13 protein-coding genes and 1 tRNA gene are annotated in these 13,478 nt (G+C 65.6%); 11 read left to right on the top strand and 3 right to left on the bottom strand.

Features of this window, described 5'->3' with window-relative positions; all coding sequences use genetic code 11:
* Positions 1-177 precede the first annotated feature (177 nt).
* From HZ321_RS13995 to HZ321_RS13970, 6 genes are all read left to right on the top strand, one after another.
* Complete coding sequence (locus HZ321_RS13995; protein ID WP_181703008.1) at positions 178-1,053, top strand: DMT family transporter; 876 nt, start codon at positions 178-180, stop codon at positions 1,051-1,053.
* A gap of 70 nt (positions 1,054-1,123) precedes the next feature.
* Positions 1,124-2,170, top strand: coding sequence for a LacI family DNA-binding transcriptional regulator (locus tag HZ321_RS13990; RefSeq protein WP_181703007.1), 1,047 nt, complete (start codon positions 1,124-1,126; stop codon positions 2,168-2,170).
* Positions 2,171-2,258: 88 nt separating this feature from the next.
* On the top strand, positions 2,259-3,191 hold the full coding sequence (locus tag HZ321_RS13985; RefSeq protein WP_181703272.1) for a 2-hydroxyacid dehydrogenase: 933 nt from the start codon (positions 2,259-2,261) through the stop codon (positions 3,189-3,191).
* Positions 3,192-3,235: 44 nt separating this feature from the next.
* Positions 3,236-3,964 (top strand): trehalose-phosphatase, encoded by a 729-nt coding sequence (otsB, locus tag HZ321_RS13980; protein ID WP_181703006.1) that lies wholly within the window; start codon positions 3,236-3,238, stop codon positions 3,962-3,964.
* The gene (locus HZ321_RS13975) at positions 3,965-5,338 is read left to right on the top strand and encodes an alpha,alpha-trehalose-phosphate synthase (UDP-forming) (protein WP_181703005.1); all 1,374 of its coding nucleotides are present in this window, start codon (positions 3,965-3,967) and stop codon (positions 5,336-5,338) included.
* A gap of 119 nt (positions 5,339-5,457) precedes the next feature.
* A complete protein-coding gene (locus tag HZ321_RS13970; protein WP_181703004.1) occupies positions 5,458-6,090 on the top strand; it encodes a bifunctional 4-hydroxy-2-oxoglutarate aldolase/2-dehydro-3-deoxy-phosphogluconate aldolase in 633 nt (210 codons plus the stop codon).
* A 4-nt stretch (positions 6,091-6,094) separates the two neighbouring features.
* Here the strand turns inward: HZ321_RS13970 and HZ321_RS13965 are convergent, their stop codons facing one another.
* Positions 6,095-8,347, bottom strand: a complete 2,253-nt coding sequence (locus HZ321_RS13965) for an EAL domain-containing protein (RefSeq protein WP_181703003.1) — start codon at positions 8,345-8,347, stop codon at positions 6,095-6,097.
* Positions 8,348-8,540: 193 nt separating this feature from the next.
* On the opposite strand from HZ321_RS13965, the gene HZ321_RS13960 reads away from it, so the two are divergent.
* Positions 8,541-9,398 carry a ChaN family lipoprotein gene (locus tag HZ321_RS13960; protein WP_181703002.1) on the top strand — a complete coding sequence of 286 codons (858 nt, stop codon included), beginning with the start codon at positions 8,541-8,543 and terminating at the stop codon, positions 9,396-9,398.
* Here HZ321_RS13960 and HZ321_RS13955 read toward each other — a convergent pair.
* Complete coding sequence (locus HZ321_RS13955; protein WP_181703001.1) at positions 9,382-9,720, bottom strand: Dabb family protein; 339 nt, start codon at positions 9,718-9,720, stop codon at positions 9,382-9,384. The genes HZ321_RS13960 and HZ321_RS13955 overlap by 17 nt on opposite strands.
* A gap of 132 nt (positions 9,721-9,852) precedes the next feature.
* Positions 9,853-9,929, bottom strand: a tRNA-Met gene (locus tag HZ321_RS13950).
* Between the two features lie 156 nt (positions 9,930-10,085).
* On the opposite strand from HZ321_RS13950, the gene HZ321_RS13945 reads away from it, so the two are divergent.
* The 4 genes from HZ321_RS13945 (at position 10,086) to bfr (ending at position 13,328) form a co-directional block, all read left to right on the top strand.
* Positions 10,086-11,552, top strand: coding sequence for an ArnT family glycosyltransferase (locus HZ321_RS13945; RefSeq protein ID WP_181703000.1), 1,467 nt, complete (start codon positions 10,086-10,088; stop codon positions 11,550-11,552).
* Between the two features lie 137 nt (positions 11,553-11,689).
* On the top strand, positions 11,690-12,274 hold the full coding sequence (locus tag HZ321_RS13940; protein ID WP_181702999.1) for a biotin transporter BioY: 585 nt from the start codon (positions 11,690-11,692) through the stop codon (positions 12,272-12,274).
* 226 nt (positions 12,275-12,500) lie between these two features.
* On the top strand, positions 12,501-12,767 hold the full coding sequence (locus HZ321_RS13935; RefSeq protein ID WP_181702998.1) for a (2Fe-2S)-binding protein: 267 nt from the start codon (positions 12,501-12,503) through the stop codon (positions 12,765-12,767).
* Positions 12,768-12,842: 75 nt separating this feature from the next.
* Positions 12,843-13,328, top strand: coding sequence for a bacterioferritin (gene bfr, locus HZ321_RS13930; RefSeq protein ID WP_181702997.1), 486 nt, complete (start codon positions 12,843-12,845; stop codon positions 13,326-13,328).
* Positions 13,329-13,478 lie beyond the last annotated feature (150 nt).

The following is a 13,478-nucleotide window of genomic DNA, read 5'->3' as shown; positions in this document are numbered from 1 at the left end:
GCAAGGCTTGCATGGCGGCCATGCCGACCTCAGCCCCATCGATGCCGCTCTTTACCGATACTCTGGCTTCGGATGGCAGTCGGACCGAGGATGGGATCAGGCGTGGCGGACATGGCGGGACCGGCGTCCCCGACAGAACAGCGCGGCCTGTTGAGGGACGCCGAACGAGGCGCGCGTATGCGCGGCATCCTGCTCATGATGGGCGGGGTGACGCTCTTCTCGGTTCTCGACGTGGCAGCCAAGAAGCTTGGCGAAAAGGGTATCCCGGTCCTCGAGATCGTCTGGGCGCGCTATGCCTTCCACTTCGTTCTGGCGGCCATAGTCCTCAATCCGATCTCTTCGCCAACGTCCTGGCGCGTCCGCCGTCCGGTCATCCAGGTTTTCCGCGCGCTTCTTCTGATTTGCGTCACCGCCTTCAACTTCGTTGCGATCCGCCACCTGCAGTTGGCCGAGACGGTGACGATCGCCTTCCTGTCGCCGCTCCTCATTGCCGCGTTGTCCTTCGTGTTCCTGGGTGAGCGGGTCGGGCCGCGCAGGCTTGCGGCCATTGGCGTCGGCTTCCTCGGCGTCCTGGTTGTCACGCGGCCCGGCGCCGACAGCTTCCACTGGGCGATGCTGTTCTCGCTCGCCTCCGTCAGTTGCTACTCCGGATACGCCATTCTCACGCGCATGTTGGCCGGCTCCGAGACCGCCGGCAGCATGACCCTGGTGCTCGCCGGCGTGCCGACGATCGTCCTGCTGCCGTTCATGCCGGCCATCTGGGTGCCGCCGGACAGTTGGTTCGTGATCTCGTTGATGCTGGTGACGGGCATCTCCGGCGGCTTCGGCCACTTCCTCGTCATCAGCGCCCACCGCTATGCGCCGGCTTCGATCCTCGCGCCTTTCGGCTATTTCCAGCTGATCTCCATGCTGACAGCCGGCTATTTCGTCTTCGGCGACGTCCCGACGGTCCACACGCTGGTCGGTGCATCCATCATCATCGCGTCGGGCCTCTATCTCCTCCACCGAGAAAGAGCGGTGAAGGGTACCGTGGAAGATGCAGGTCCGGCTTGATCAGACATTGACGGCCCCGTAACTTCCCTGCCAATTGAGCCCACGATAATTCCCAGTAAAGGGATCTTCCATGGTGGCCCCCAGTCCGGACGACGTCCGGAGATCGCGCCGCCGGCGCATTACGTTGAGCCAGCTCGCGGCTCAACTCGATGTCTCGACGGCGACGGTATCCCTAGCCTTGCGCGACAACCCCGCGGTCTCCGCGGAGACGCGCAAGAAGGTTCAGGCGCTCGCGCTGGAACTCGGCTACATCTACAACAGGCAGGCAGCCAGCCTCAGGACCTCCCGCACCGACATCGTCGGCGTCGTGGTCCACGATGTTCTGAACCCCTATTTCGCGGAGGTCTTCAGGGCGGTCGAGCAGGAACTGGAGGCCTACGGCTTTACCATTCTCATCTGCAATCACCGTGACGAGATCAGCCGCCAGCGCAACTTCGTCCAGGTGCTTCAGCAGCAGAACGCCGACGGCCTGGTGATCTGCCCTTCCGTCGGTACCACCGCCGCGGACATCGACGCGATTGTGCGGACGGGAACGCCGGTCACGATCATCTGCCGCGACGTGGATGGCGCCACCGCGCCGAGCGTGCGCGGAGACGACTTCCGCGGCATGTACGAGATCACCCGGCACCTCATCTCCAAGGGCCATCGGCGCCTCGCCATCGTGGGTGGACGCCGCCAGACCTCGGCCGGCCGGGACCGGCATGGCGGATTCCTGGCGGCGATGAGGGAGGCAGGGCTGGAGCCTGTGGCCGACGTCCCGGAACTGATGACCCAAGCCGACGGCTGGGCGGCGACGGAGCGTCTGCTCGCACTGGAGCCGCGCCCGACGGCGGTGGTCTGTTTCAACGATCTGATCGCTTTCGGCGTCATGTCCGGCCTGACCAAGGTCGGGCTCAAGCCCGGTGTGGATATTGCCGTGACCGGATACGACGACGTCGATGGATCGGAGACCTGGGCGCCTTCGCTGACCACCGTGAAGAACGGGTCGGACGAGATCGGCAAAGAGGCGGCTCGCGCCATCAAGGCTCTCATCGAGGGCGAGGAGCCGCCTTTCCAGCGGCTCCTGATCCCGCCTCAACTGGAGATGCGGGATTCCAGCATCGTGGCCGCGAAGTGAGCGGAACGGCCGCGCCCGCCTCACACATCCGTCTTGCATTCCCAAGGAGGGTCCGTTGGAGATCCACGTCCTGACGACTGGCCGCCCCATGGCTCATGTCGCCGATCGGCTTTCCGCCGCGTTCGTCGTCCACAACCTTGGGCAGGCCGACGATCCGGCGGAACTCTTGAAGGCGATCGCGCCAAAGGTGCGCGCCATCGCGACAGCCGGCAGCGCGGGGGCCGACGCTGCCCTCATCGACAGCCTGCCGGCTCTGGAGCTCATCGCCCATTTCGGCGTCGGTTACGACCCCGTCGACGTGGTCGCAGCGGCCCGGCGCGGCGTCGTCGTCACCAACACGCCGAATGTGCTCACCGAGGAAGTCGCCGACACGGCGATGGGCCTCCTGTTGATGACGGTGCGCGAACTGTCCGCTGCGGAGCGTTGGCTGCGGGCCGGCCGATGGTCCGCCGAGGGGGCCTATCGCCTGACGCCAGCCTCCCTGCAGGGCCGTCGCCTCGGCATCTTCGGCTTCGGCCGTATCGGCAAGGCGATCGCAAGGCGAGCCGAAGCCTTCGGAATGACGATCGCCTACCACAACCGCCGGCCTGTGGAAGACGTCTCCTACCCCTACTTCGAGACCTTGGAAGGCCTGGCGGCCGCCGTCGACACGCTGATGGTCGTCGCCCCCGGCGGGCCCGCCACTTTCCACAAGGTCGACGCGAAAGTGCTGTCAGCCTTGGGCGAGAACGGCATCCTGGTCAACGTCGGCCGCGGCAGCGTCGTGGACGAAGCCGCCCTTGTCACCGCGCTTCGGGAGCGCACGATCCTCGGCGCCGGTCTCGACGTTTTCGAGGACGAACCCCGCGTCCATCCAGGCTTGCTGGAGATGGAGGGAACCGTCCTCCTTCCTCACGTCGCCTCAGCTTCGATTCCCACGCGCCGGGCAATGGGCGATCTTCAGGTGGACAACCTCTTTTCGTGGTTCCGGCAGAGCAGGCCCCTGACGCCTGTCCCCGAGACGCCCTGGCCGCGCACCTGATCGCACGCGCGGGAACATGTCCGGTTGTATGGCGTTTCCTGCACATGCTTCTGGACCTTGAGCCTGACGGCGACGCCCTTTTTCTCGATTTCGACGGGACGCTGGTGGAGATCGCGCCGCGACCCGACGACATCGTCGTGCCGCGCCATCTGCCGGCGCTGATCGATCGTCTGAGCGCCCGACTGGGGGGCGCGCTGGCCGTTGTCAGCGGCCGCGCCGTCCATGCCCTGGACAGCTACCTTTCACCCGCCCGATTTGCAGCAAGCGGACTTCACGGCATGGAAAACCGCTGGAACACCGGGGACCCGGTGATCCGTGTCCAGCCTCCAGAGAGCCTGGAGAGCGTACGAGCGAGCCTCGTGGGTAGCGGCATCGCCGATGAGCGGGTGCGGGTAGAGGACAAGGGCCTCTCAATCGCGATCCACTACAGGGCTGCACCGGAGCGGGGGGAGGACATCATCGCCCTCGTCCACGACCTCGCCGCCCCGTATGCCGACCTGTCCGTCCTCGCCGGCAAGATGGTCGTCGAGGTCAAGCCGTCGGGCTACTCCAAGGCCACTGCCGTGGAGGACGGGATGCGCCAGTCTCCGTTCAGCGGCCGCCGCCCGGTCTTCATCGGCGACGATGTGACGGACGAGGACGGCATGCGTGCGGCGACGGCTCTCGGTGGCTACGGCGTAAAGGTCGGCGAAGGCCCGAGCCTTGCCGAGAAGCGCATCGGAAGCGTCCGGCATGTCCTGGACTGGTTGGACCGTCAGTCGAAGGGCCATTGAATGGGACGCGTTATCATTGTTTCCAACCGGGTCGGTCCGCTGAAGGACACCGGCAAGGCGGGCGGACTGGCGGTCGCCCTCGTCGATGTTCTCAGGGAACGTGGCGGCACCTGGTTCGGCTGGTCGGGCGAGATCTCCGAAGCGGGTACCTTCTCCGAGATGAAGAAGGAAGGCAGTCGGTCTGTCGAACTCGCCACCATCGACATCGATCCCACGGACAACGCCGAGTTCTACGCTGGCTACGCCAACCGCACGCTTTGGCCCGTGTTGCACTATCGGCTCGATCTCGCCGAGTTTTCCCCGGTGTTCGAGGCCGGCTACAGAAGAGTGAACCAGCGCTTCGCCGACCGGCTGCGGCCACTGATCGGCCCGGACGACCGGATCTGGGTGCACGACTACCACTTCTTCCATCTGGCCGCGGAACTCCGCGCCATGGGCGTCGGCAATCCGATCGGCTTCTTCCTGCATATCCCTTTTCCGCCGGTTGACATGATCAGCGCTCTCCCGCGTCACCGCGACCTGGTCCGCGCGCTGATGGCCTATGACGTGATCGGTCTCCAGACCGATCGCGATCGCCGCCACCTCGTCGACTACCTGCGTGAGGAGGCCGGCGGCTTCGATCACGGCGACGGCCGCGTCGAAGCGTGGGGCCGCACCTCCCGGATCCACGCCTTTCCGATCGGCATCGACACCGAAGGCTTCCACGGATTTGCTGAAACCCCGGAGGCCAAGCGGGAGCGCTCACGGCTCGAGCGCCATCTGACCGGCCGCCGCCAGATCGTCGGCGTAGACCGCATCGATTACTCCAAGGGCATCCCACACCGGTTCAGGGCGTTGGAACGGTTCTTCGACGACTATCCCGACGAGCGCGGCACCGTGAGCCTCCTGCAGGTCGCCCCGCCTTCGCGCGGGGAGGTGGATGCCTATGCCGACATCCGCCGCGAACTGGAGCATCTCGCCGGCCACATCAACGGCCGCTTCGCCGACCTCGACTGGACGCCGATCCGTTTCATAACCCGCGGCTTTCCGCGTCGTGGCCTCGCCGGGATCTATCGGTCCAGCCGGGTCGCGCTCGTCACGCCGCTCCGGGATGGAATGAACCTCGTCGCCAAGGAATACGTCGCCGCCCAGAAGCACGACGATCCCGGCGTTCTCATCCTGTCCCGCTTCGCCGGCGCGGCCGAGACCATGGGCGAAGCGCTGATCGTAAACCCCTACGCGGCGGACGAGGTGGCCGCGGCGATCAAGGCGGCGCTCGACATGCCGCTCGACGAACGCCGGGCCCGCCACTTCGCGCTCTACCGCCGCCTCCTGGAAGGCGACGCGAAAACCTGGGCCAACAACTTCATTTCCGCTCTCGAGGCGGTCGCATAGACCAAAGGCGTACGCGGCCCTTGCCAGTGCCCCGTTCGGAGGGTACTTCGGGCTGTCACGAAATCCGTCGCCGCAGTCCCGCTCGGGATGCATGGCGAGCCCCGCCCAAGGCTGAAGTCATGATCGATTCGCAGGCTCTTCTCGCAGTGCTTCGCCGCGCGCCGGTTGTCCCGGTCCTCATCGTCGACCGTGTCGAGGATGCCGCGCCGCTCGCCCGAGCCCTGGTCGCAGGCGGGCTTCCCGCTCTTGAGGTGACATTGCGCACGCCGGCCGCGCTCGACGCGATCCGCGCCATGGCCGACGTGCCGGGCGGCGTCGTCGGCGCCGGCACCATCCTCGACCCCGCCCAGGCTCGGGACGCCGTCGCGGCGGGGGCGAAGTTCCTCGTCAGCCCCGGCGCCACCCCGGCGGTTCTCGACGCCGCCCTGGAGCTCGGCGTTCCGCTGCTCCCCGGCGTGGCGACGGTCTCCGAAGCCATGATGGCGCGCGAGAAGGGCTACCGCGTCATGAAGTTCTTCCCCGCCGGCCCGGCCGGGGGGCCGAACTACCTCAAGGCGCTCGCCTCTCCTCTGGCTGACGTCATCTTCTGCCCGACCGGCGGCGTCACCGCCGAGAACGCCCGCGACTATCTGAAACTTCCGAACGTGGTGTGTGTCGGCGGTTCGTGGGTCGCTCCCGCGGACGCGGTCAAGGCAGGCGACTGGTCGCGCATCGAGGCGCTCGCGCGGGACGCCGCAGCCATTCGTCCCTGACCGGTCAGCCGGTCGCCCGCATCCGGATCCCCCGCAGCAGGTCCTCCGCATCTTCCGCCGGCATTGGCCGCGCGAACAGATACCCCTGCGCATAGTCCGAGCCGAGCGCGCGAAGCATGTCCCGCTGCTCGACGGTCTCGATTCCCTCGGAGATGACCGCGACGCCGAGGTCGTGCGCGAGCGCGATCACACCCCGGACGATGGCAGCGCTCTCGCGCTGGTCCAGCAGCGTGGAGACGAAGGACCGGTCGATCTTCAGGAGGTCGACCGGGAACTCCTTGAGGTGGGTCAGCGAGGCGTAGCCGGTGCCGAAGTCGTCGAGGGCGATCCGGATGCCATGTCCGGAAAGTCTGGCGAGCGTCCGCACCACGTTCCCGCTGTCGCGGGCCAGCAGCACGTTCTCGGTCACCTCCACGCTCAGCATCGCTGGCGGAACCGCGTGCCGCGCGAGCAGGTCGATGATCATCTCGGCAAGGTCGCCGCGCCGGAACTGGCTGGTCGAGAAATTCACAGCGATATGGCCGAACGGATAGCCGGCTCGATGCCAGGCGGCAGCCTGCCGGACGGCCTGATCGAGCACGAGATCTCCGATGATCAGGCTCAGTTGCGGGTCCTCCAGGGCGATCCCGAAGAAAGCCGGCCCTGCGACGAAACCGTCGGGCCGCTTCCAGCGCAGCAGTGCCTCGAACCCGAACAGGTCTTCGCTCCGCAAGCCATACTGGGGCTGGTAGTAGAGCAGCAGTTCGTCGGCTTCGATCGCATGGCGGATCGCACGCAGGATCAGCTGTCGGAGCTCGATCTCGTCACGCATCGACCGGTTGAATGGCACCGTGCGGTTACGCCCCGAGGCCTTCGCTTCATAGAGCGCGATGTCCGCATCCTTGAACAATTGGTCGGCGAGTTCGCCCGAGCGCCCGACGGCCGATCCCAGACTGGCCGTCACGGGAATGGATTCGTCGCCGTAGGCGACCGGCTCCTGCAGCAAGGCCATGATCCGGTTGGCGAGGATGCCGTTCTCCCTTCCATCGTCGCTGACCGGTGACATGATGGCGAACTCGTCACCGCCAAGGCGCGCGACCAGCCCGTCCGGCCCCGCAGCCTCCGTCAGTCTCCGGCCGACTTCGGCCAGGAGGGCGTCGCCGGCAGGATGTCCGAGGGTGTCGTTCACCTCCTTAAAGTGATCGACATCCACCAGCACCAGGCCGACGCACCGACCGACATCCTGTCCGGCCACCTTCAGGGCCGCCGCTAGCCGGTCCTGGAACACGGCCCGGTTGGGCAGCCCGGTCAATACATCATGCGTGGCGATGTAGGTGATCTCATCCTTGGTGGCGATCTGGTCGGTGATGTCCTGGATCGTCCCGATCAGCCGCCTGACGGCGCCGGTGCGGTCGCATTCCGCTTCGCAAAGGCAGCGGACCCAACGTTTGGCACCGCTTGCCGGTAGAATAGGGAAATCCATCTCGAACGCCCTGCCCAACCGCAAGGCGTCCTTGATGTTCGCCACCACCTCGTCCCGCATGTCCGGGTGATAGAACTGCGGGACGTCCTCGAAGGCCGGCTGTTGACCGTTCGGATCGAGATCGAGGATCTTGAAGATCTCGGCCGACCAGACCAGGCGTCGCTCCTGGACGTCGTACTCCCAGCCGCCGATGCGCGCGATCCGGGACGTCTGCTCCAGTAGGCGTCTCTGCTTGCCGATTTCCGATTTCTGCTCCGCGATCTTGGCGTTTCTCGCCCGCTTCCTGGCGTTCTCCCGCGTCCGTTCGATCTTGATGCGATGGAGGCGGATCCGGTCCGAGACGACCTTCGCGATCTGTCCCAGGATGAATCGGCCGCCGTCGTCGAGCTTTCGGGCCTGCAGATCCCCGACGCAGAGAACGCCGAGCACATACCCGTTTGGAGACACCAGTGGAACACTGGCGAAGAAGCTGAGAAACGGAGGATTGCGGACGCAGGGATTGTTGCGGAAACGCGGATCGGAGGCGGCATCCTCGATCTCGAAATGGCCGCCCTCCGAGGCTGCAGCATCGACGAGCGAACCGGCGCGAGGCACCTCGGTCAGCGCCACTCCGGACGCAGCCTTGTACCAGACCCGGTCCCGGTCGACGAAGGCGATCCCGGCCATCGACAGACGCAAGGACTTGCGCGCCAGTTCGCACATCGCGTCGAACTCGGGTTCCCGGCGTGTGTCGAGGATCTGGTATCGATGGAGCTCGCGAAGCCGCTTGACCTCGCGCTCGGCGTCGAACTGCATGCATTCCCTCTCTTCAACCGACAGCTAAAGGCCTGCGGACTGAAGAAACGGTTGAGAGGCCGGCGTTTTATTCAGCATCTTGCATTTTTAACAACGACAAAAGGGGCTTCCAGAACAGTCGATCGCGGCTGAATGCTCCGAACCCCTTGAACCCGACTGGACATAGTACATTTCCCGTTCGGGAGAGCTCGTTATGCCGTGCCGCCTTCTCATCCTCTTGAGCATCATTCTTCTCGGCACGGTCCGTTTTGCGACCGCGGCCGGTCCCAGCCTTCAGGATCTTCCGCTCCAGACCATGGATATCGTCATCCTCGGCGAAATCCATGACGATCCGGCGCAGCATCGCGCCCAGGCCGACGTGCTGAGCTACATGCTCGCCTCCGGCCAGCGACCGACCGTGGTCTTCGAGATGATCCCGGCCGATCTGCAACCTTCCCTCGACGGCTACCTCGCCTCGACTGCGACAGCCGACCAACAGGGTCTAGACGCGGCTCTGAAGTGGAAGCAGCGCGGCTGGGGTGAGATTGACCTCTACTGGCCAGTGTTCGAGGTCGCGCTCGCCGCTGGTCTGCCGATCCGGGCAGGTGATCTGTCCGATGACGAGAAGCGCCTCGTCTCTCGATCGGGCGCGTCTGGATTGACGCCGGCACGCCGCGCCGAACTCGGGCTCGACGTACCGCTCCCGCAACATCTCGATCAGGCCATGCAGGTCGCTCTCGCCGAGGCCCATTGCAACCTCATCCCGGCCGAGAAGCTGCCACGTCTGGTCGAGGTTCAGCGCGCCAGGGACGGTGCAATGGCGATCGCGGCTGCACGGGCCGCTCGTTCGGGCCCCGTCGTCCTCGTGACGGGGCGTGGTCACGCCCGCCGCGATTGGGGCGTTCCTCACGTGCTCGGGCGCCTGGCTCCGGAGTTCGGCGTCTACGCCATCGCCTTTGGCACAGCCGAGAAAGGGGCCGGTCGCGGCATCTTTGACGCCGTCCTTCCCTCGACCTCCGCCCCGCCAACGAGTCGCGAAGATCCATGCGACAGCATCAGGCCATCGGAGTGACCGCCGCGGCTTCGCTCTTGCGTGAGAAGATGCCCGATACTCCATCCGTGTCGGCGGCCACCCGGAGTTCGCGAAGGGGGCGCACGCGCCGGATAGACTCCGCATAGAGCGGATGCGCCTTGTAGGCCTCCAGATCGGCCTGATTGGCGAACTCACCGTACACCACGACATCGACGGTGTTGTCGAACGGGTCGATCCTCAGGTTCTCGGCGATCTCTAGACAGAGCGGATGCGGGATCCGGGTGAGGAGCGCCAACCCCTCAAGCACGGCCTTCCGATCCTCCGGCCTCGGCACGCTGAAGAAGACGATATGTCTGATCAAAGCCTTGTCCTGCAATGGCCTGGGCAAGGCGCCGTCATAACCGTCGCATCCCCCCACTCGCAAGCCCCGCACGTGACCACATCGGTCAGGAAAAGGAAAAGCCCGGTGATCCAAGGGATCAACCGGGCTTTTTGGTTGCGGGGGCCAGATTTGAACTGACGACCTTCAGGTTATGAGCCTGACGAGCTACCGGGCTGCTCCACCCCGCGTCATGTCGGACGAACCGTCGACGGCGCTGATATAGCCGCTGGCTCGGCATGATGAAACCCCCTGCCCGACATTTTTTTGTCATCTGCTTCTGCGGCTTGAACAAACCGGCTAGAACGCGCCGTTGCACGCTGTGAAAAAACTTTGGACGCTCCCTCATGCGCCTCTCAACGCCGGACCGGTCAGCCGACGCCTTCCCTCTCGGGTGGGCCGTCCTGTTCGTGTTCGCCGTCACGCTTCTCCGCACCGGTGCCCTGTTGGCCAACCGGACGGACCTTTATTTCGACGAGGCGCAGTACTGGACCTGGAGCCAGGCGCTGGACTGGGGCTATTACTCCAAGCCGCCATTGATCGCGCTCGTGATCGCAGCGACGACGGCTCTCTTCGGGAACGAAGAGTGGGCGGTCCGCCTCGCCTCGCCCGTTCTCCACGGATGCACCGCGCTCGTGCTCCTGTCCCTGGGGACGGCGCTCTATGGCCGGCGGGTGGGCGCCTGGTCGGCGGTGGTCTACGCCACCATGCCCGCCGTCGCCTTCTCCTCGACACTGATTTCCACCGATGTGCCGCTGCTCCTGTGCTGGGCGATCGGGCTGCTCGCTGCCGTCCGGCTCTTGGAAGGAAATGGCTGGAGGGCGGCGCTGGCGCTCGGCGCGGCGGTCGCTGTCGGCATCAACGCCAAGTACCCGATGGCGCTGCTGCCCGGCCTTGTGCTCGTCTTTGTCCTGCTGACCCCCGAGTTCCGTCCCCGTCTGCGCTCCGCTCGGCTGTGGACCGGCCTGCTGTCCGGATTGGTCGGCCTGCTGCCCAACGCGATTTGGAACGCGCGCAACGGCTGGGTCACGCTGATGCACACCCGCGACAACGCGAACTGGCAGGGGTCGCTCTTCCATCCCGACGAAATGCTGGAGTTCGCCGGTGCGCAGTTCGGCGTTTTCGGTCCGATTCTCCTCGTTGTGCTCCTGCTCGCTGGCTTGGGTGTCTGGCGCACCGGACGTCGCAACGCCGACCGCTTTCTGCTCTGGACATCGCTTCCCATTCTGGCCCTGTTCACCCTCCAGGGACTACTCTCGCGGGCAAACGCCAATTGGGGGGCAACCGCCTATCCGGCGGCCACGGTGCTCGTTACCGCCGTTCTCCTCGCCCCGGGGCGGCATCGCCTGTTTCGCGCTTCCCTTGCCCTCCACGGGCTGGTCGCTATCGCCATGCTCCTGGCGCCACTCGCCGCACGCACCCTGCACCTCCCCAACGGCCGCCTCGTGTTTGAACGGATCGTGGGCTGGCGTGAACTGGCGGATGCCGTCGCGACCACCGCGCGCGAACGTGGAACCCCGACCTTGATCCTCGACCGGCGGTCGGACACCGCGGCGCTCCTCTACTACTTGCGCGATGCGGGCTTCCATTTCGCAGTGGTGACGGTGCCCGGCAAGCCGCCGCGCGACCACTACGAGATGATCCTTCCGCTCCGTTCCGATCTCCCCCGCCCGGGGCTGCTGGTGCGGGCCGACGAGGGCCTACCGTTGCCCGAAGGGATGGAATCGGCTGGCCCGCCGGTTTTGGTACCCGTCATGCCCGGCGTACTGCGCAGCGGACACCTGCGGGCCGAGCCGGTGACCTGGGGCCCGTAGGGGCCGAAACCCTGCGACCCTGGGGCACGCGCCGTTTGTCGGCTTGACGACGCGGCGGGAGGGTGGTTGTTTCCGCCCTGGAACGGTCGGTCCCTCTCTGCCGGCCCCTGCCGCAACTCCGCCTGGAAGGACTTGCCTTGAACGCTGCGTCGACCAATCCCTCCCTTGCCTTCACCCGTTCGCTGCAAGCCTCGTCGCTTGGCGTGAAGGCCCTCGCCGTCCTTCTTGGGTCCGCCTTCATCGCCGCGGCGGCTCAGGTTACGGTCCCGATGTATCCCGTTCCGATGACCATGCAGACCTTCGCGGTGCTGCTCGTCGGCTCGCTCTATGGCGGCCGCCTCGCTGCGGCGACGCTCGCTGTCTACCTGTTGGAAGGAGCCCTGGGTCTCCCTGTCTTCGCCAACGCCGGATCGATCGCGACCCTCATGGTGAAGCCGCTGTCAGCCGGCTATCTCATCGGTTTCTTCGCCGCCGCGACCCTGGCGGGCTGGCTGGCCGATCGCGGCGCCTTCCGCACGCTCGCGGGAACCGTGGGCACTTTTGCGGCGGCCAGCATGGTCGTCTACCTCTTCGGCCTGCCCTGGCTCGCCGCCGGCATCGGGGTCGAGAAGGCGATCGCTTTCGGTCTTCTGCCCTTCATCCTGGGCGACGTGCTGAAGGCCACCCTGGCCGCCAGTGTCCGCGCCCTGGTGGGTCGCGTCTCGGTCGGCCGAAAGGCCTGAGACGGTCTGCCTGTCCTTGGAAAAGGCCGCCCCCGGGCGGCCTTTTTCGTTGGTTGGTGCGGCCGGGGATACGACCGCCCGCTTCACTCCACCAGATCTCTTGACGGCAGAATACTACACCAGCATAGTCCACTTATCTCATCGTCGGGGCCTTGAACCCCGAAAGACGAGGAAGGTCCATGTCGCCGAGCCTTGCTGTTGGCGCCCCCATGCTGCGGGGTGCCCCATGATCGTCTGCCATTGCAACGTCATCACCTCCGCCGACATCCACAGCGCTGTTGACGAACTCCTTTCCGCCGATCCTCTGCGGGTCATCACCCCTGGCCTCGTCTACATGACGCTCGGCAAGCGAGGTCGGTGCTGCGGCTGTTTTCCGAACGCGATCACCGTCATCAACGACTACGTCGATGCTTGCCGCGCCCGCGACGAACTCGCCGACCGCCGCCATCGCGGCAATCCGGAACCCGTGGAGCGTCGCCGTAGTCGTGCGTGACGCTTGCATCCCGTATGGCGTCCGTCCGTGGACTTGTGTAGCTTTCCCCTTCGACGCAATCAGGGGATCAGCAACATGAAGGGAAACCCTCAGGTACTGGCGAGGCTGAACGAAGCCCTTTTCCTGGAGCTCGGTGCCGTCAACCAGTATTGGCTGCACTATCGGCTGCTGGAGGATTGGGGCTACACCAAGCTCGCGAAGAAGGAGCGGGCCGAATCGATCGAGGAGATGCAGCACGCAGACAAGCTGGTGGCCCGCATCATCTTCCTGGAAGGTCATCCCAACCTGCAGACCCTTGCGCCACTGCGAATCGGCCAGACTCTCAAGGAGGTCCTGGAGGCCGATCTCGCCGGCGAATACGATGCCCGCGCATCCTATGCGCGATCGCGCGAAGTCTGCCAGTCGGAAGGCGATTACGTCTCCATGCAGCTCTTCGAAGAACTCCTCCAGGACGAGGAGGGACACATCGACTTCCTGGAGACGCAGCTGCAGCTTCTGGAAAAGCTTGGCGAGGAGCGTTACGGCCTTCTGAACGCCGACAGCGCCGACGAAACCGACTGAACGTCGGTCGTCCGCCGGCGCTTCCGCCTGCCTGGACGGGCCTCGTGCGCGGCTGCGCGGCGGATAACTAACGGGTATGAACGCAAAAACCCCCGTGCTTTGTTTTGCACGGGGGTTTTTGTGTTTGTGTTCGGTGTATGTGAAGAGGTT

Source organism: Chthonobacter albigriseus (genome assembly GCF_013839445.1).
Classification (GTDB): Bacteria; Pseudomonadota; Alphaproteobacteria; order Rhizobiales; family Pleomorphomonadaceae; genus Chthonobacter; species Chthonobacter albigriseus.
The sequence above is the reverse complement of the archived record's forward strand: the minus strand, read 5'-3'. Positions and strand labels throughout refer to the sequence as shown.